Origin of the sequence: Bacillus salipaludis, from assembly GCF_030938565.1 — a bacterium.
In the GTDB taxonomy this organism is placed as follows: Bacteria; Bacillota; Bacilli; order Bacillales; family Cytobacillaceae; genus Neobacillus; species Neobacillus salipaludis_A.
The window spans coordinates 1,263,520-1,281,162 of record NZ_JAVGVR010000001.1 but is presented as its reverse complement, the minus strand read 5'-3'; the positions used below and the strand labels follow the sequence as shown (position 1 = coordinate 1,281,162).

General features: G+C 40.0%; 19 protein-coding genes. 5 read left to right on the top strand and 14 right to left on the bottom strand.

The genetic code is table 11. The annotated features are described in order from the left end of the window. Positions 1-20 precede the first annotated feature (20 nt). From RCG21_RS06275 to safA, 3 genes are all read right to left on the bottom strand, one after another. Positions 21-668, bottom strand: a complete 648-nt coding sequence (locus RCG21_RS06275; RefSeq protein ID WP_133336247.1) for a PspA/IM30 family protein — start codon at positions 666-668, stop codon at positions 21-23. A 21-nt stretch (positions 669-689) separates the two neighbouring features. Then, positions 690-1,040: a lmo0954 family membrane protein gene (locus tag RCG21_RS06270; RefSeq protein WP_133336249.1), complete on the bottom strand. Its 351-nt coding sequence runs from the start codon at positions 1,038-1,040 to the stop codon at positions 690-692. Between the two features lie 138 nt (positions 1,041-1,178). After that, on the bottom strand, positions 1,179-1,793 hold the full coding sequence (gene safA / locus RCG21_RS06265) for a SafA/ExsA family spore coat assembly protein (protein WP_372512586.1): 615 nt from the start codon (positions 1,791-1,793) through the stop codon (positions 1,179-1,181). 92 nt (positions 1,794-1,885) lie between these two features. Between safA and RCG21_RS06260 the strand changes: the two genes are divergently transcribed. Both RCG21_RS06260 and RCG21_RS06255 read left to right on the top strand, forming a co-directional pair. Next, positions 1,886-2,260, top strand: a complete 375-nt coding sequence (locus RCG21_RS06260) for a DUF1360 domain-containing protein (RefSeq protein WP_208025379.1) — start codon at positions 1,886-1,888, stop codon at positions 2,258-2,260. Between the two features lie 73 nt (positions 2,261-2,333). Next, the gene (locus tag RCG21_RS06255) at positions 2,334-2,495 is read left to right on the top strand and encodes a hypothetical protein (protein WP_165976306.1); all 162 of its coding nucleotides are present in this window, start codon (positions 2,334-2,336) and stop codon (positions 2,493-2,495) included. A 50-nt stretch (positions 2,496-2,545) separates the two neighbouring features. Here RCG21_RS06255 and RCG21_RS06250 read toward each other — a convergent pair whose 3' ends face one another. Next, positions 2,546-3,685: a trans-sulfuration enzyme family protein gene (locus tag RCG21_RS06250; RefSeq protein WP_308912989.1), complete on the bottom strand. Its 1,140-nt coding sequence runs from the start codon at positions 3,683-3,685 to the stop codon at positions 2,546-2,548. 239 nt (positions 3,686-3,924) lie between these two features. Between RCG21_RS06250 and RCG21_RS06245 the strand changes: the two genes are divergently transcribed. Further along, positions 3,925-5,466 carry an FAD-dependent oxidoreductase gene (locus RCG21_RS06245; RefSeq protein ID WP_308912988.1) on the top strand — a complete coding sequence of 514 codons (1,542 nt, stop codon included), beginning with the start codon at positions 3,925-3,927 and terminating at the stop codon, positions 5,464-5,466. Between the two features lie 362 nt (positions 5,467-5,828). Here the strand turns inward: RCG21_RS06245 and ypzF are convergent, their stop codons facing one another. From ypzF to RCG21_RS06215, 6 genes are all read right to left on the bottom strand, one after another. Then, complete coding sequence (gene ypzF / locus RCG21_RS06240) at positions 5,829-5,963, bottom strand: protein YpzF (RefSeq protein WP_268884108.1); 135 nt, start codon at positions 5,961-5,963, stop codon at positions 5,829-5,831. Between the two features lie 62 nt (positions 5,964-6,025). Further along, a complete protein-coding gene (locus tag RCG21_RS06235; RefSeq protein WP_308912987.1) occupies positions 6,026-7,483 on the bottom strand; it encodes an amidase family protein in 1,458 nt (485 codons plus the stop codon). A gap of 85 nt (positions 7,484-7,568) precedes the next feature. Further along, entirely contained in the window at positions 7,569-8,705 is a 1,137-nt protein-coding gene (locus RCG21_RS06230) for a DEAD/DEAH box helicase (protein ID WP_133336260.1), read from the bottom strand. A gap of 81 nt (positions 8,706-8,786) precedes the next feature. Beyond that, the gene (locus RCG21_RS06225) at positions 8,787-9,086 is read right to left on the bottom strand and encodes a DUF5658 family protein (RefSeq protein ID WP_133336262.1); all 300 of its coding nucleotides are present in this window, start codon (positions 9,084-9,086) and stop codon (positions 8,787-8,789) included. Between the two features lie 125 nt (positions 9,087-9,211). Next, positions 9,212-10,051, bottom strand: coding sequence for an MBL fold metallo-hydrolase (locus RCG21_RS06220; protein ID WP_372512585.1), 840 nt, complete (start codon positions 10,049-10,051; stop codon positions 9,212-9,214). Between the two features lie 60 nt (positions 10,052-10,111). Next, on the bottom strand, positions 10,112-10,321 hold the full coding sequence (locus RCG21_RS06215) for a cation transporter (protein ID WP_133336266.1): 210 nt from the start codon (positions 10,319-10,321) through the stop codon (positions 10,112-10,114). Positions 10,322-10,472: 151 nt separating this feature from the next. On the opposite strand from RCG21_RS06215, the gene RCG21_RS06210 reads away from it, so the two are divergent. Beyond that, positions 10,473-11,174, top strand: a complete 702-nt coding sequence (locus RCG21_RS06210; RefSeq protein ID WP_308912986.1) for a Crp/Fnr family transcriptional regulator — start codon at positions 10,473-10,475, stop codon at positions 11,172-11,174. Here RCG21_RS06210 and RCG21_RS06205 read toward each other — a convergent pair. Beyond that, positions 11,171-11,422 carry an amino acid decarboxylase gene (locus RCG21_RS06205; protein WP_133336270.1) on the bottom strand — a complete coding sequence of 84 codons (252 nt, stop codon included), beginning with the start codon at positions 11,420-11,422 and terminating at the stop codon, positions 11,171-11,173. The genes RCG21_RS06210 and RCG21_RS06205 overlap by 4 nt on opposite strands. 191 nt (positions 11,423-11,613) lie before the next feature. On the opposite strand from RCG21_RS06205, the gene RCG21_RS06200 reads away from it, so the two are divergent. Next, the gene (locus RCG21_RS06200) at positions 11,614-11,853 is read left to right on the top strand and encodes a hypothetical protein (RefSeq protein ID WP_133336272.1); all 240 of its coding nucleotides are present in this window, start codon (positions 11,614-11,616) and stop codon (positions 11,851-11,853) included. Positions 11,854-11,896: 43 nt separating this feature from the next. Here RCG21_RS06200 and RCG21_RS06195 read toward each other — a convergent pair whose 3' ends face one another. The 3 genes from RCG21_RS06195 to RCG21_RS06185 form a co-directional block, all read right to left on the bottom strand. Then, positions 11,897-14,263 (bottom strand): WG repeat-containing protein, encoded by a 2,367-nt coding sequence (locus RCG21_RS06195; RefSeq protein ID WP_308912985.1) that lies wholly within the window; start codon positions 14,261-14,263, stop codon positions 11,897-11,899. A 267-nt stretch (positions 14,264-14,530) separates the two neighbouring features. Next, complete coding sequence (locus tag RCG21_RS06190) at positions 14,531-15,949, bottom strand: sodium:solute symporter family protein (protein ID WP_133336276.1); 1,419 nt, start codon at positions 15,947-15,949, stop codon at positions 14,531-14,533. Then, on the bottom strand, positions 15,950-17,266 hold the full coding sequence (locus tag RCG21_RS06185; RefSeq protein WP_308912984.1) for an aspartate aminotransferase family protein: 1,317 nt from the start codon (positions 17,264-17,266) through the stop codon (positions 15,950-15,952). Positions 17,267-17,643: the final 377 nt, after the last annotated feature.

The following is a 17,643-nucleotide window of genomic DNA, read 5'->3' as shown; positions in this document are numbered from 1 at the left end:
TTTAGAATACCATGATTTGGTTATAATGTGGACTTGCTTTCTTCAACTTTCATTTCTTTTTCCAATTGGGCAATTCTCGCATCAATCGTGCTGCGATAAAAGGATTGATTCACCTGATTTTCTAAACGGTCCAAATAGTTCTCAATCTCTTTGAAACGGGAATAAGATTTTTCAGAGTTAGGATTTGTGTCCAGTACAAGGTTCATCCGATGATTCGCACGAGTCATATTTTCCCGCCCCATTAATTCCATCCGGCGAATTTGCATATCTTTTAACTTATGGTTCATTTCTTGATATTTTCTTTCTAATTCTTCGAGTTGCCCTTTGATTTGCTCAAGAGACTGACTTAACCGTCCAGCACGTTCTGCATATTGCTGATGTTCAGCTGCTGCAAATTGATAAAGTTCCATTTCTCCTGCCTGTGAAGCAATCTCCGCTTGACGCTTTCTTTTTTCAGCCAGCTCCACCGCTTGAACATGTTCCTTTGTAAATTCCTCTTTGAGGGTGTATTGACGTTCAAGGAGCTTACGAACCTTTTCCGTTTCCTGTTCACATTGTCGCAGATATTGATTAAGCAGCATAATTGGATTTTTCTTTTCCTTATGATCCAGGGCTTCATGTAAATCAGCAGCGATTGTGTTTTTAATTCTTGTAAATAAGTTTGTCATTTTGCATCTCTCCTCATAGGTTTAATAATGTTTTAAGTCGTTCCATTGTTTTTCGAAATTGGCAAACGGATCATTGGAGTCCTTTTTCATTTTTGTCTGTTTGTTCTCGTTCCATTTTTTATAAACAAGATAGAGCACATAGGCAGCACCGACACCGATTATCGCCGGTGCATTATGAATAGATGCCACAAGGACGATGAATCCTAAAATACCAAGGCCGATTTTGGCACCTGTTGACTCACTCTTTAGAAACTGTTTGAAGATGAAATATAGGATCACCAGACTGAGAAGTAAACCAATCATCGGACCGATGGTTGAGAGCAGGATGATAGCTGCAATCCCTCCCGCTACTAGTAAACCGAATTTTTTCATTTCGTTTTCCTCCTTTCGTTATCTTGATATCATCTTACCTTTTTTCTTTTAATTCCATAATTGCTCCAGAGCTTGATTTTCATCTCGGTCCTAAGACGTAGAAAGGGTCAGCCCCATGGAAGGACTGACCCTTTCTAGTCACTTAGATATAAATTGCTGTACCCAATAATACCGCATGGACCCGCCTTTTGCGTAGCCTACCCCAATCCTGGTGGTACTGGTACTTAGTATATTGGCCCGATGCCCTGGACTATTCATCCAAGCATTAACCACTTCTTGTGGAGTCGTTTGTCCGGCGGCAATATTCTCTGCCGCAGCGCGATAGGAAATCCCAAAGTTCTTGATCATCGTAAATGGATCCCCGTAGGTTGGACTTGTATGGGAGAAATAATTCTTATCTCTCATATCCATTGCCTTATAGAGGGCTACCCTTGACAGCTCCCAATCAGGTGTGAACGGTTTTAATCCGTTTTTCGCCCTCTCTTGGTTTGTTAATTGAATCACCTGATTTTCAATACTTTTGGTGGCGCCTAAATCAGGAATCGTTACCTTTTGACCAGGGTAAATTAAAGCTGGATTTTTAAACTGCGGGTTCGCTGAAATAATCTCCGATAAACCAACCTGAAACCGGACGGCAATTTTCCAAAGCGAGTCACCCGGCTGTACCGTATAAATTTGCTGGGCAAATGAAACGCTTGGGATGCAGAATATTGATAGGAAAAACAGAATACTAAACCAAAATGATTTTTTCACTTTTTCGCCTCCTCCGAATATATATTTTTAATTTAAAGCTCAAAATATACAGGGACTCATAAATAATTCGTTTTGCTCTGGAGGCTAAAAATGTGAGAGACATTTCATGGATTACCTACATCATGTTAATTTTGGCAAGCTATCGTTTAACCCATTTAATTGTTTTTGATAAAATAACCGAGTTTATCCGTAAACCCTTTATGAAAAAAGTTGAAGTAGAAACAGAAGAAGGAATAAAACTTAAGGAAGTACCTGCATCGATGTTTGGGTATCTATTGAAATGTTACTGGTGTGCCGGGGTTTGGAGTGCCATCCTGCTTGGAGGTGCCTATTTACTTTTTCCAAAAATAACCTTTGTGTTTATTTTCATTTTTTCCATTGCGGGCGGCCAGTCGATTATTGAAACGTTTGTAGGAGTGAATATTAAAAAAGTCGATTATTATGGAGGACACGAGAAGAAAGAATAAGGCATTATCACTATAAATACTATGGAAAAAATGTTCCCCCCAAGGCATATAGTGTAAAAAGGGGGGATTTTTCATGGCTTTATGGTGGGCTACAGCAATTGGCTTTATCATTTGTCTTGGATTTATTTTTGGATCGTTTATTCTTGCTATGCGAAGAGCACTGGACACTGAAGACTCAAGTCGGATTGACCCCATTCCAACAAAATCAGAAGATACGCATCAGTCTCCATCTTAATAATTAATAAAAAAATCACCCTGGACATCATTTCAGGGTGATTCGCACTATTATAGTGATTTCTCAACTGCCTGCTCAAATTGAGCAATAATATCCTCGGCATGTTCAATTCCGACTGAAATTCGGACGACCTCTTTTGTAATTCCTAAGGCTTCCGCAACCTCTTGCGGTAATTCCCGGTGAGAGGTCATTAATGGGTGAGAAACAGTCGTTTCAACCCCGGCAAGAGTTGGAGCAATTTTAATCCAGGATAATGAGCGGAAAAATTGCTGAATATCTACCTTCTTTGAAAGCTGAATGGTAACCATCGCACTGTAGCCTTCAGCATCCTTATCAAATGGGTAATAAACTTTTTCAATAAACTTATTCTGAGAAAGGGCTTCCGCTAACTTTCTTGCATTGGAAGATTGTGCTCTCATCCGTAATGCAAGTGTTTTTAAACCGCGGACAGTCAGCCATGCCTCAAATGGGCTGACATTTGTCCCGAGATTGACCACCTTTGTTTTCGCCTGAGCAACTATATCCTCTCTGCCGGTCAAAACGCCAGAGATGACATCACTATGTCCGCCAATATATTTGGTCGCACTATGGACAACTAAATCAACGCCCATTAAATATGGACGGCAATGATAAGGGGTTGCGAACGTATTGTCCACCAAAGTAATCAGCCCATGCTTTTTAGCAATTTGTACAACCCCTTCTATATCCTCTACGCGCAATAATGGATTCGAAATCGATTCCGTATATAAAAGTTTTGTGTTTTCTTTAATAGCGTTTTCCACTTGAGTTTGGTCAGTAAACGAAACAAAGCTTGTCTCAATACCAAAATCATTTAATTCTTTCTCAAGCATATGATAGCTGCCGCCATATAGGTCATCTGCCGCGACAATATGATCGCCATTTTTCACAACGGCTAGAATTCCTGCAAGAATGGCTGCTAATCCAGAAGAGGCAGCAACACCAGCTGGTGCTCCTTCAAGCCTTGCAACGGCTTCCCCTAATTCATCTGTGTTTGGATTGCCTGTACGGGAATAAAGGTAGCTCCCATTGCCTTGATAAAATCCTTCGAGGTCGTCAAGATCCTTAAACGTAAAAGCCGATGTTTGATAAATAGGGGTTACTTTACTCGAAAACTTTCTTTCCCGTTTCTTTTCCTCGTGCAAAATTTCTGTTTCAAAATGTTTTCTCATACCTTTCACCCTCTTTTAATATGTATTTTCCTTATTCATTTTTAGGGTGAAAACTGCTCAAGCTTACACTTTTAGCTGTTAAGGCGCCAGAATTTATTGAATATTCTTATATAAAAATATCAATCCAATTATCCATCGTCAATCTAAATGATTTAAAAATTATCCGATGACAATAGATTATTTTTATCAGTTTAGGAAAAATTAAACATAAGCAAATTTTTGTAACTGGAGGATGGAATATGAGCTCAGCTGAAACAACCAATAAGTTTCCGAAAACCTATTGGCGTGAAATAGAATTACCCACTTTTGAAGCATTAAAAGAAGATCTATCCGTTGATGTAGCGATTATTGGTGCCGGGATTACCGGTATTACCGCAGCCTATTTGCTGTCTAAAGAAGGAGTAAAGGTTGCGCTGCTTGAGGCAGGCGGGGTGCTGAATGGGACAACCGGGCATACGACGGCAAAGGTTACTGCCCAGCATGGCATATTATATGATGAATTAATCAATCATTTTGGCGAAGAAAATGCCAAACTCTACTTTGAATCCCAGTCAAATGCGATTCAGTTTGTTGAAAAAATGGTAAATGAAAAAGGAATTGACTGCGATTTTAGCAAGCAGGATGCCTATATTTATGCCACAACCGAGCAATATAAAAAGCAGCTTGAAACAGAAATGTCTGCCTACGAGCGATTAGGAATCGATGGTGCCTTAAAGGATACGATTCCATTTAAGATTCAAACGACCGGTGCACTCGTGATGCGCAATCAAGCCCAGTTCCATCCGCTTAAATTTTTAAAGACACTTTTGGATGAGGCTGTAAGTGCGGGCTGTCAAGTGTTTGAGAATACAACAGCCGTTGATTTGGAAGAGGAGGAAACCTCTCATCCAAAGGTTGTAACCAAGGAAGGGCATATCGTTACATGTAAAAAAGTAGTGATCGCTTCCCATTTTCCTTTTTATGATAAACCGGGGCTTTATTTTGCAAGAATGTATGCTTCACGGTCATATGCGATTGGGATTAAATTAACGGAGGAATATCCGGGGGGCATGTATATCAGTGCCGATAACCCGCCACGGTCGATTCGATATACCCCGTTTAATGGAGAAAATTTACTCATTATTGGCGGAGAAAATCATAAAACGGGCCAAGGAATTGACACGCTCGCACATTATCGCGCCCTTGAGGATTTTGCAAAAGAAGTATTTGGTCTCTCTGGCTATACCTATCGCTGGTCCGCACAGGATTTAATCACTCTGGACCGAGTCCCTTATATCGGTCAGATTACCGAAAATAAGGAAAATGTATTAGTGGCAACGGGTTATAAAAAATGGGGGATGACCACCGGGATTTTTGCCGGTCATTTGCTGACGGATTATGTTCTTGAACGGGACAATCCGTATAAGGAACTTTATTCCCCATCACGGTTCCAAGCCGATCCAGATTTAAAGCAGGTGGTTTCGACCAATGCCGATGTGGCGAAGCATCTCCTGAAGGGCAAATTGGAGTTTGTGCCAAAGGATCCGGGAGATTTGCGTCCAGGTGAAGGTTCTGCTGTCATGCACAAAGGTAAAAGAGCGGGAGCCTATAAAGACGAAAATGGCAAACTTTATATCGTAGATACCACTTGCACCCATATCGGCTGTGAAACGGAGTGGAATCACGCAGAAAAAAGCTGGGATTGCCCATGCCACGGCTCGCGGTTCTCTTATTCGGGTGATGTGATCGAAGGTCCGGCGCTAAAACCGTTGAAAAATGTCGGGGATGAGTATTATTCCTAGTGGGCAGATATGCTCCCGAGAATGGTTATCAACATTTTTTTGCCGGATATCAACAATTTTTAGTTAGATATCGACACTTTTCAATGGATATACACAATTTTCAGCTGGATATCGACAATTTTTCACTCGATATCAACAATTTTTCACTCGATATCAACAATTTTTAGCTGGATATCGACACTTTTTCACTCGATATCAACAATTTTTAGCTGGATATCAACAATTTTTAGCTAGATATCTACACTTTTTCACTCGATATCGACACTTTTTAGCTGGATATCAACAATTTTTCACTGGATATCAACAATTTTAAAAAATCATCAACTTAAAACGCCTCCCAAATCACAGGGAGGCGTTCTTGATTATTTACTATTCGGACGGTTCCGTTTTATATCTTCACCTGTTGTAAATTCAACAAGTTCCGAACTGGTCTTCATCGGTTTTTTACGATTATTATTTCGTTGGGCATTCGCATTACCAAGCTTCGTTCTTCCCACACTTACCATCTCCTTTTTCAAGAAAGTCAATGATAGTATGAGTGAAATGAGGCAAACTTATTCTAACAAGGCGGCTTGCGTACAGGGAGCAATTGTTCAAAACCATAGGCTGCTTCAATAAGAACCGGCTCACGATAAGCGGTTCCGGCAAAGGTAATTCCTACCGGTTCCCCATCAGCCGTGTAACCTGCCGGGACAGCAATGGTCGGATAGCCGGCTTTAGCACTAATATGTGACCCTTCTTCCCCAGGAAAAACAATCGCATCCAATTGATAGGTTTCCAGAGCAAAATCAATTCCTTTTACAGTTGCATAATAGTCATCAAATTCTAATGCTTTGAAATAGGCCTCTTCCGTCAACGAACCGCTCGTTTCTTCTGACTCAAGCAAGACAGCTTGACCGTATTTAAGCATCGTATCCTCATTGTTCTGATTAAACTCAATCAAATCCTTCAACGTGCGGACAGATACTGATGGATGAAGTCCATTCAAATAAGCATTTACATCCGGTTTGAATTCATAAGTCAGGACATCGTACTTCCACTTGGCTTTTGCGGATGGGATCTCAATAGACTCAATCACCTCAGCACCGGAGGATTTTAAAACATCAAGGGCAGCATGAATTATTTCCCTCTTATCCTCACGAATCGCATCAATAAAGCCTTCCCATGCAATGCCGATTCTTTTTCCTTTAAGGCCATCCCTCACAAGGTGCTTCGTAAAATCGTAATTTTCAAATGGATTTGTCCCCGTAATTGGGTCTTCTTCATCTCTTCCGGATAATGCATTTAGCAGAATGGCGGCATCTTCAACCGTACGTGCCATTGGCCCTGCGGTATCCTGCGTATGGGCAATCGGAATAATTCCCCTGCGGCTAATAAGCCCTACCGTTGGTTTGATTCCAACGATCGAATTATGACAAGACGGATTAAGGATTGAACCGGATGTTTCGGTGCCCACTGCTGCAGCTGCAAGATTGGCGGCAATCGCCGCACCCGAACCGGAACTTGAACCGCCCACATCGAATTTGCCAGGGCCATATGGATTTAATACCTGCCCCCCGCGCGAGCTGTAACCATTTTTCATTCCGAGCGCCATGAAATTGGCCCATTCTGTCATATTTGTTTTACCAAGGATAACCGCTCCTGCCTTACGCAGCTGCTCTGCAACATAGGAATCCCTTAAGGCAAACGAATCCTTTAAAGCTAAAGACCCGGCACTTGTGTGCATTTTGTCCTTCGTATCAATATTATCCTTAATTAAAATGGGAATTCCGTGCAATGAGCTGCGCGGGCCAGTTTCTTTCCGTTCGGCATCGAGTGCTGCAGCAATTTGCAACGCATCCGGGTTCACTTCTAGGACCGAATTTATGACTTGATCAAATGATGAAATTCTATTTAGATACATCAAAACAAGTTCTTTAGAAGTCAGTTCTTCACTTGTTAATTTTTCCTGCATTTCCTTGATCGATGCTTCCTCAAGCCATTCATCATGTAATTTTTTCAGCTTCGGATTTTCCATACGTATTCCCCCTCTTTCCCTTAAGTATTCTTGAAAAAATAATAAAAATCCTTCCATTAAAAAACAGTGGGGATCTCCCCACTGTTTAGCGTCGTACTTTTTCTTCCTGTTCGGCAATCTGCCCTTTATAAAAAATTCGTTTATGCACAGGAACCTTTAACTCTCGGCAAAAACGTTTTAGCTCCCGTTCTTCTCTATCCGTAACGAGGGAGATGACGGTGCCGTTTGCTCCCATGCGGCCAGTTCTTCCGGAACGGTGAACATATTGATCAATGTCTCTTGGAAAATCAATATGGACAACATGAGTAACTCCTTGGATGTCGAGTCCTCTTGCTGCAACATCTGTTGCTATCAGCATCGACATTTTTCCATCGCGGAAAGCCTTTAATGTCGCTTGGCGTTCTAATTTCTTCATATCACTATGTAAAATACCGACTGATAGCTCTTTAAAATGTAATTTTTCTTTAAACACTTGAATTTCGCCAATGTCATTGATGAATGCCAAGGCTTTGATTCCTTCTAAGCGAGCAATTTTTTCAAGAAGTTTGATTTTGTCGCGCGGTTCAGCAGGGAAGTAAATATGTTCAACTTCTCCGGAGGATGCTGCTTCATCCTTCTTAATTCGCAAAACCTTTGGCTCTTTGGTTAAATCAGCGGCAAGCTTTTCTGTCTCGGCTTTCATGGTCGCCGAAAATAAAACAACTTGTCGGTCTGCCATTGTGGATTTGACTATGTTTTGAACGGTCCCAAGATGCTCAGGAATCAGCAATTGATCTCCTTCATCCAAAACGACCAATTTGACTTCATGCATTTTTACTTTTTTCTGTTTAATTAATTCGTATAATCGACCTGGTGTGGCAAAAATGATATGCGGACGCTTTTTTAATTTTTCCAGCTGTCTTTTTACGTTTGCCCCGCCAATAATAGAGGCACCGCGAATTCCGCTGCCTTCTGACCATTTTTGAAACTCTTGATAAACCTGCATTACGAGCTCCTGCGAGGAGGCAAGCACTACAGCCTGCAATGAAGATGAGACAGAGTCAACTTTATTTAAAAGCGGCAGCAAGTAAGCAAGCGTCTTGCCTGTACCTGTCGGTGACTCGGCGATGAGATCTTTTCCTTCTAAGACGAGCGGGATGGCTTCAGTTTGGATGGCAGTCGGCTCAGCAAAGCCTGATTTCTGCCATGCTTCCTGTAAGAAAGGCTTTAGTGTGTTTAGCATAGGGTACTCCTTTTTTCTTTACGTTCTTCTTATTATATTCGTCTTTGATACTAACTTATTCAATGGGCAGTGTCTAGCTAATTAGCTGGTGGTATTTAAATAAAGGAGAATCCACACTAGGTGATAAGCAAGGACGGAAAAATAGAGGATGCCGGCAGCTGTAAGCAGTGTTCTGATTTTTCCTTTAAGCGGGCGGAGGTAAAACAAGCCGATTAACACCAGCGGCAGGATGATTTTTACCAGATAGAAAAAGACCCAGCTTTTTTCGATGATCAGTTTCATCATCGGATTTCCCTCTTCAACGATACCAAATGCAATTCCAATATGGGTTAGGACGGCGTCTATTAAACCAGCAATCAGTAGAAATAAACAGGTTTTCATGTTTCCTCCTAAATAGAAATTTTCATTAGTAACCATTGTTTCTACTAATTCATATGCTGATACACCGGAAATGTTTAATTTTTTAGAAAATTAAACAAGGCTGCCTTTATGGCGTCAGCCCTATCTCAATTTACATATCGGCTATTTTTCGGCATTGCAATCTCATTAAAATTTTCTACAAGATTATGAAGGCTTTTGGTTAATTCATCCCCGGTCATTGGCAGTCCATGACCGGTTACAGCCGTCCTGGGGTTCAATGCTTCTAACTTTTTCACTGACTCAAAGGCAGCATTCCAGTCCGTTGTATAGTATCTCGGCGGGCCGCTGATTTCCTGTGTCTGGGTCATAACTTTATAAAGGGATTCTTGCTTCACGGTAACAAATGCATCACCTGCAATGAGAGCACGGTCGTCTTCGCGAAAAAGGGATATATGGCCCGGTGTGTGCCCTGGTGTATGAACCCACTTCCAACCAGGCATATTCGGAACCGATTGATCTTCTGGTAGTGCTTGGACCTGGCCGCTTATATTAATCCCGTGGTTCGGAAACATCGGGGACATTTTCGCTACAAGGCCGCTGTCGACGCTGGGGTCACCCGGAGGATAGTCTTTCTCCCCTGTTAAAAAAGGAATCTCCAGTTCATGTGCATAAACAGGCACTTTCCAATCCTTCAGCACCTCGACCAATGAACCGACATGATCAAAATGGCCATGCGTTAAAATGATAGCTTTCGGGCGGGCATTTTCGCCAAAATGATCCCCTATCATCGCTTTAATTTCATCTGCTGATTTTGGCATTCCCGCATCAATCAGCACAAATTCATCCGCGGCTCCTACTAATGCGAGATTGACAATTTTATTCGTATAACAATAGACATCAGGCAAAACAGCAATGCCAACGCCGCTTCCCACTGATGTCATTGGTAAAAAAGTATCCTCAAATTTACTATCCTGATTATGCTCCAAACAAATTCCTCCCTCTTTTTTCATAGTATTTAACGGCGAGGAAATATTATTACACTGGCACTAGTCAAATATTCTTAATGCCAATTTGTGAATACTACTTTGAATTTCATCTTGGTGAATAATAGCTTCATTGTACATGACTAGAATCATTCCGCTGCCGGGGACAATTGTCACTTTTTCAATACCATCGTATTTTTTTATCTTTTTTTTGATTTTTCCAATACAACCTGTGCAAGCCACATCATTCAATGCCAATTGGATGGTACCCATGTTCACCAATCCTTTCTTGTCTTTCTTCCAGTTTACTTGAAGAAGGGCAATATAACCTTGACCTGAATCAAGTATTTGATTTATATCACACCAAAGAAATAGGCCCCACAGTAAAATAAAAGATACTATCTACAGTTGGGAGTGATTTTGCATGTGCTGTTATCAATGCTGCTCTCATGAAGCTTCATGCTTAGTTTCCGTTCCGGTCTTTCAAGGATTGAAAGAAGACGATCTCCAGATTTTGCAGAAGGTAACGCGGAGCCACAAATTTCAAAAGGGAGAGTTCATTTTTCAGGAAGGAGAGCGTTCAGAGACACTGTTTGTTGTAAATGAAGGGGTAATTAAACTAACCAAAATGTCAGCGGAAGGAAAAGAACAAATTGTCCGCCTATTGTTTCCAAAGGACTTTTTTGGATTATATTCGCTGCTTAGGGATGAAAAACACTATGTACATGCGGAAGCCGTCCAAGAAACGGTTATTTGTTATATCGATAAAAAGGATTTTTTAAAAACAATGGAGGGAAATGCCGGTCTGTCCTACCGATTTTTAATCGCTGTCAATGACCGCCTTTATGAAGCAGATGAATCTGTAGGTCTTCTCGGTTTATTAGAGGTAGAGCAAAGACTGGCACGGGTACTCGTGCTTTTTTATCAAAAAATGAACCCGAAAGATGGAATGTTCACCTTACCCATCTCAAAGAAGGATTTAGCAAGCTATATTGGAACAACCCCAGAATCAGTTAGCAGAAAGCTGTTAACGTTTATCTCTCAAAGTCTGATTAAAATGGATGGCAGGAGAAAGATTCAGATTCTAGAGTTGGACCAATTAAAAGAAATTGCCGGCCTGGATTAAAATTCATTCAATTTTACGGCCATAAGCCTAAAATGCATTGGTTCTAATTCGTTTACAATGACGTTCATGCCTAATCCCTGTAAATTAGCAATCAGCGGTTCTGCACGGTGCGGTAAATGTATTTCAAAAAATGTTCCTACCGGCGCTTCATTCACAAAATTTAATATTTCACGTCGTGGATGCTCCCCCTTTAAAATTCTTTCGCGAACATCCATGACGGCTCTTTGATCTTCGATTTGAAATGGCATGATTTAGAGGACCCCTTTGATTTTTATAACCAAAGTTTATCAGCAGAATGTCCGAAACAAATTGATTTATATCAAGTTAGGTTGCCTTCTTTTTGAAACCTTTGTGAACAATACTGTCCAAACGATAAAAGTAGCCTTTAATGATGATAGAATGAAAACAGCAAGATAACAATATTTCGGAGTTGAATATAATGTTTAAAAAAATCTCCCAAATTTCATTGCTGTTATTTTTCCTGCTAGGATTCAGCGTATTTTCACAGTCACATATAGAAGCTTCTTCGCATAAAACATCTGAAAAAACCGAGCAGGCCTCCTTCTCGCAAAAAGCAGAACCTGAATTAAAGTCCTATATTATTCCGGGTACAGTCGGTGTCGTTATTGTTCTGGGTATTGCAAGCTATTGGTTGATTTACCGGAGAAAGCATACCTAACATTTAAAAGCAGCGTGAATGATAGAATTCACGCTGCTTTTCATTAATGAAACGATCTCCAAAAATCCCCGTTACGATTAATCATTCCCTTTAATTCTTCAAATGGTATCGTAAAAGTAGGCATACCAGCAGCATACGCGGCAATTTCATACTGGGCATAATAAATATTCAAACCACCCTCGTTGATAAAAAACGACTGATTTGGTTGAATATCTTTATATTCATTGATATTTAGGTAGGAATAGTTTTCATTATTCTTAATCTGGTTCCTGATGAGGTCACTGACGATTTTTACATAGGGTGCATCCAGCTTAAATAAGTCTTTCAGCTGATAAAATACGCCTGATTTCAAATTGACATGAGCATACTTTTTAATTGGCATCCCATGTGCCGCTCCAAAAGGATAATCATAACCGTTTACTTCAAGAACTAAGAGATTTTTCTTAAAAAAACTCACTTCAAAATCTCCAATATAACTGGAATCCAGCTGTGTATGTGCGGGAATTTCCTTTACACCTGAGAGATCTTTCAAAGTTTGATTTACATGCTCAAATTCCCCACCTTGAATTTGTGGAAAATAAACTAAATAGTCCTTATTTGGCTTGTATTTATGTTCCGTTACTGCATGCTGCTTGTTTAAAGGAATGATGGTATTCTGCTTCCAAACCAGTTCTCCTTTTTTATTAAAATATAGAAGCCGATAATCAATTTCACCTTTGATTAAGGTTTTATCCTTTTCCAAAGTACCGCTTCCCGAAACCAGTGGAAGATAATAAGCACGATTTCCATTTCGATCAATAAAAAAAGTGGATTGATCATTCGATACGGAAGCAATCCCATCCTTATATTTCGTGATATCAGAATAAATAAATCCAGTAATAAGATGGCCCTCTACATCTGCAATTGCGTATTTTGCACCTAGATAGGGCTGTTCCGGATCATTCACCTTTCCAATCTGATATCTTTCTTCCCCTAGATAGAATATTTGATAATGGTCAGGTTTCATGAGAAACTGTCCTTTTTGATTTATGACACCATAATGGTTGGAATAATCATCAGAAACATTCACAATCGCCCGGCCTTGACTAAATGCCTCTACTCCTGAAAATTGTGGTTTGATCACAACATTTCCTAGCTCATCCATATAACCAAATTTCCCATCCTCGCTCTTTTTAAACGCCAGCAAACCTTCCCCGTAGTTTCCGACGAACGCATACATATAGGAGTGAAGCACTTTCCCAGTAAGATCGATCAACGCATAGCTGCCGTTTTTTATTTTTACAATCGCTTTTCCCTCTGAAAAATCACTTGCATCCTCATAGGATGCAGGGATGATCACTTTTCCTTTTCGGTTAAGATAACCATATAAATATTCCCCTTGCTGATTGGAATCAGCAAATCGCGCGCGTCCTTCCTTAAACTCACTAATTGAGTAGTGAGCCTTCGGGGTAATTTCTTTTCCCCTTTCATCGATTATTTTGAAGCCCTTAAGATCATTGGCAATCGCCCGTCCTTCTGAAAAGGAAGTAATATAATCATATTTTGGCTGTACAATAAAATGGCCATTGGTATCAATGATTCCTGCCTTATCTGTCAATCGGACAATAGCCAGGCCATTTTCCTGAAAATCTTCAGCCTGGTCATAGATTGGTGGGAGGAGGGATTTTCCCTTTGAATTGATATATCCCCATTTGCCTCCGCCTATTTCTTTTATCGAGGCAGGAAAAAGGGCAATAGCTCTTGATTCATTGAAATCGAAGGAGCGTTGAGCGGTCTTCTTTTCAGCTTCTTCTAGATATGGATAATAAAATAAATAATCAGGATGTTCCCTAATTTTCTGTTGATAGTATTTCACTACTTTTTGAAAGTAATAGGGTTCAACATCCTTTGCGGGAACAAGCCGATCTATTTCCCAGCGGTAAACTTCTACACGGTAGGCTTCACCGGTGTCATGGGACCACAGCGCAATTTCTGCCAGTCCGTCCTTTCCGTTTTTCCCCGGCATGTCTTCTATTTCTATTTTACTAAAGGTGTAGTCCCCTTTGAGATTTAGTTCTTTTAAGCGGTTATGCTGCCATTCGTAAATGGACAATTGGGACAAAACCGCCCCAACTTGCCAGCCAACCACCAGATTTTTTGCATTCCGACTCGTAATATTTGCCGTACCAAGGTAACTTATTTGATATCCTTTCCCCTTGATTAAAGAGATTATATGCCAGTGACCATGAAAGTTATTTAAAACAAAAAGGTAAAGTTCTTGATTTAATCGATAGATACCAATGACTTCCATAAACTCATCCTGATCCAAATTCACAAATTGTAAATATGCTTTTTTGGGCTGAGTCTCTGCGTATAATAGTTCTGCGCCATATGGAAGAAATGGCAGCATCCAATGCTGGCCTCCAGACATCGTACTCCCCCAGTTTATTTTTTTATCTATAATATATGGGGGTAATGCCCCGATGTGCCGACGAATACCAAAACACTAAGGTTTTCGGTGGTGAAATGGTGTTCATCGACCGGATGAAGAACAAATCTCCTTGGGGGCCTTGTGAAATGGTCTTCATCGTTAGCTTTATAACTAATTCCTCAACTTTTGCAAAAAAAAGAGGCCCAATAGAGCCTCTGATCATCCATAAATACAGGACTTACAATTCGTGGCCAATCTTTAACTCGTTTAAGGTCTTTCCCCTTCCCCTATATTCACCGACTGATCACCAATCTCAACAGGATAACTACTAAATAGTGTAACCCCTATTAGAACAGTCGTTCCAGTGAATAACCCATAAATGATTGGAAGCGTTGAGGAAATGCCATAAACAACAAAACAAGCAAAAATAACAATGGTACTGACAACGATAGCCGAAAATGCAGCTTTACTTGTGACGCGTTTCCAAAACAGTCCCGCCACTAACGGCACGAATATCGCTCCTGACAAAATAGCATAAGCCATATCTAGGGCAACAAGAATATTTTGAATCCATACAGAGAAAAGAATCGATAATATTCCTAAACCAAGTGTCACAATACGAGAGGTTTTAATAACTCCTTTATCATCCATATCCTTTTTAAAGTACACTTTTATGATATCATTCGTAAGTAAAGTGGCAGAGGCAAATAATGCTCCTGAAGCATTTGACATTAATGCGGAACAAACACTGGCAAGAACAAGTCCTAATAATCCCGGTGGCAGGATTTTTAATGCTAAGGCAGTAAAGGCCGATTGTGATTCTCCTAAATTCGGAAGTAATACCAACGCGCACATACCCACAATACTTAGTGCTAAAGCATAGAAAAGGCTGTACACTCCCGCAGATACTGCACTGCTTTTCATAACCTTCTGATTTTTTGCGGTAAATACGCGCTGCCATATATCCTGAGAAACAATTAACCCAAAGAAATATAGTAAGAAGTATTGAAAAATACGATCCCAGCCAATATTCGTTAAGCTAAGATGGTCTGCAGGCATACTGTGGAACAAAGCCGTTAATCCACCTACACTGTTTATACTGTATGGAAACATGATAAAGAAAACACCAATTGTCATAATGACGAATTGAATAATATCTGTAAGCGTAATACTCCACATACCGCCCAGAATTGTATAAAAGAGAACAATCCCACCGCCAATCAGCATGGACGGTAAAACGGACCAGCCTAGTAAAACATGAATTACATTTCCCATTCCAATTACTTGAGTTACCACAATCATAAGCGTATAGATAGCGGTAACAATCGCACTAATCAGCTGAGTTCCTTCACCATACCGCTTCCCTAATAATTGACTGATGGTGAAGACTTCATAGCCGCTTATTTTATTGACAACGAATAGCCCTAATCCAGCAATACCAAGACCCATCATGGTGACAAACCAAAAACCGGAAATTCCAAAATCATAACCTAAAGTGGTTGAACCCATTGTCGCGGCACCACCAATAATAACGGCGGCCAAACAACCTACATGGGTAAAATATCCTAAACGGCTACCAGCTAGTAAAAAGTCTTTTTCTGACTTCGCTTTTTTAATCCCAATGATTCCTACCACAATTAACATACCAAAATAAAGTATCAGTACTGACGTATCTAGTCTATTCATTTATTCGCCCCCAATTCCGATTTCTAATTCATACTCACCGATTGCTTCATCTAATAAGTTGATTCCATAATCCAAATGTTCCCTATCTACAGTTAATGGTGGCATCATTCGAATAACCTCGCCTTTGTTACCACTTAAATAGAAGATGACTCCTTTATCAAGACTCTTCTTGAGAACTTTCATTAACCCTTCCCCGTTTGGATTTCCGGTTGCTGGATCAATAATTTCAATTCCAAGCATTAATCCAATCCCACGGACGCTACCAACGACAGAATGCCTTTCTTTAAGCTCTATTAATCTTTTCAGTGCATATTCCCCTAAAACTCTAGCATTCTCAACTAATTTCTCATCTTTTATAACATCTATGGTGGCACAACCAGCCGCACATGCGACGGGGTTGCCACCAAATGTAGTACTATGGCTTCCAATTGACCATTGCTCCATTAGCTCTTTAGAAGCAACGGTTGCACTAAGCGGTAATCCGCTTGCAATTCCTTTGGCAATCGCCATAATATCAGGAATCACCCCAAAACGATTGGCAGCAAACCAGTCCCCCGTTCTTCCAAAACCTGTCTGAACTTCATCAAAAATCAGCAAGATTTGGTGATGGTCACAAATCTCGCGAATTTTCTTCAGCCATCCTTTTGGAGGAACGATATATCCACCTTCACCTAAAACAGGCTCTAGTATGACTGCTGCTACTTCCTCAGGTGTCACCTGGTGATTAAATAGGCGTTCAAAGTCCTTTTCTACCTGTTCAGACCAGTAAATTTCCGGGTCACTTCCTTCTGGTGTTTCAGTAGGTTTTGCATAGGGAAGTTGATAGGACATATTGGAGCCGACAGGTAAATTTCTTCTGTACTTACTTTTTGAGGTAGTAAGACTTAAAGCACCCATGCTTCTTCCATGAAATCCTCCAAGAAAAGAAACAATATACGGTCTCTTGGTAACATGCCTTGCCAATTTTACTGCCCCTTCAATTGCTTCAGTCCCGCTATTGCCAAAGAAGAAACAATTTAATGGCTCTGGTAAAACCGCTTTCAATTTATTGGCTAATTGTAGGATTGACTCATAATTAATAATCCCTATTGGTCCATGGAGTAGTTTATCAACTTGATCTTTTATCGCTGCTATCACCTTGGGATGTCTGTGACCTGTATTTTCGGTAGCAATCCCTGATGTAAAATCCAAGTATTTTTTACCGTCTTCACTTATATAATACAGCCCCTCCGATTTTACAACTGCTAAATTTGGAAAGTCCTTTGCCATAGTCGGTGCTAAAAGGTCTGCATCTTTTGTTATCATCAAATCAATCATAAAAACAACTCCTCCCCTTAAATGGAAACTTAATTCCCTTGAATTTTCACACAATTTAAAAAATGGGTCAACGACGGTATATTAATAATTCTTATAGTATAAATAGAAGAATATCGTTGAGAATCCTAAAATTAAACGTTGAAAAAAAGATAACTAGGGGAGAGTCATTTAAAAAAGTAGGTATTTGAATAGGAAAAATTTAAATTAAGATAAAATATTGTTCATGACGTCGTTTATAGTATTGAAAAATTTTATAGACTTTTTCAATTTTTTAACGGATTAGATTGATAATACCACAATTAAAATTAACTGTAGATGAAAAAAATTATTGATATAATAGGCATAACAAAGCTGGATATTTGAAGTGGTGTTAGAAA

What these genes read in the sequence shown, in the direction of transcription:
- RCG21_RS06275 (WP_133336247.1), bottom strand. Translation starts at nt 668, where the DNA reads ATGACAAACTTATTTACAAGAATTAAAAACACAATCGCTGCTGATTTA.
- RCG21_RS06270 (WP_133336249.1), bottom strand. Translation starts at nt 1,040, where the DNA reads ATGAAAAAATTCGGTTTACTAGTAGCGGGAGGGATTGCAGCTATCATC.
- RCG21_RS06255 (WP_165976306.1), top strand. Translation starts at nt 2,334, where the DNA reads ATGGCTTTATGGTGGGCTACAGCAATTGGCTTTATCATTTGTCTTGGA.
- RCG21_RS06250 (WP_308912989.1), bottom strand. Translation starts at nt 3,685, where the DNA reads ATGAGAAAACATTTTGAAACAGAAATTTTGCACGAGGAAAAGAAACGG.
- RCG21_RS06245 (WP_308912988.1), top strand. Translation starts at nt 3,925, where the DNA reads ATGAGCTCAGCTGAAACAACCAATAAGTTTCCGAAAACCTATTGGCGT.
- RCG21_RS06235 (WP_308912987.1), bottom strand. Translation starts at nt 7,483, where the DNA reads ATGGAAAATCCGAAGCTGAAAAAATTACATGATGAATGGCTTGAGGAA.
- RCG21_RS06230 (WP_133336260.1), bottom strand. Translation starts at nt 8,705, where the DNA reads ATGCTAAACACACTAAAGCCTTTCTTACAGGAAGCATGGCAGAAATCA.
- RCG21_RS06225 (WP_133336262.1), bottom strand. Translation starts at nt 9,086, where the DNA reads ATGAAAACCTGTTTATTTCTACTGATTGCTGGTTTAATAGACGCCGTC.
- RCG21_RS06215 (WP_133336266.1), bottom strand. Translation starts at nt 10,321, where the DNA reads ATGGGTACCATCCAATTGGCATTGAATGATGTGGCTTGCACAGGTTGT.
- RCG21_RS06210 (WP_308912986.1), top strand. Translation starts at nt 10,473, where the DNA reads ATGTGCTGTTATCAATGCTGCTCTCATGAAGCTTCATGCTTAGTTTCC.
- RCG21_RS06205 (WP_133336270.1), bottom strand. Translation starts at nt 11,422, where the DNA reads ATGCCATTTCAAATCGAAGATCAAAGAGCCGTCATGGATGTTCGCGAA.
- RCG21_RS06200 (WP_133336272.1), top strand. Translation starts at nt 11,614, where the DNA reads ATGTTTAAAAAAATCTCCCAAATTTCATTGCTGTTATTTTTCCTGCTA.
- RCG21_RS06195 (WP_308912985.1), bottom strand. Translation starts at nt 14,263, where the DNA reads ATGTCTGGAGGCCAGCATTGGATGCTGCCATTTCTTCCATATGGCGCA.
- RCG21_RS06190 (WP_133336276.1), bottom strand. Translation starts at nt 15,949, where the DNA reads ATGAATAGACTAGATACGTCAGTACTGATACTTTATTTTGGTATGTTA.
- RCG21_RS06185 (WP_308912984.1), bottom strand. Translation starts at nt 17,266, where the DNA reads ATGATTGATTTGATGATAACAAAAGATGCAGACCTTTTAGCACCGACT.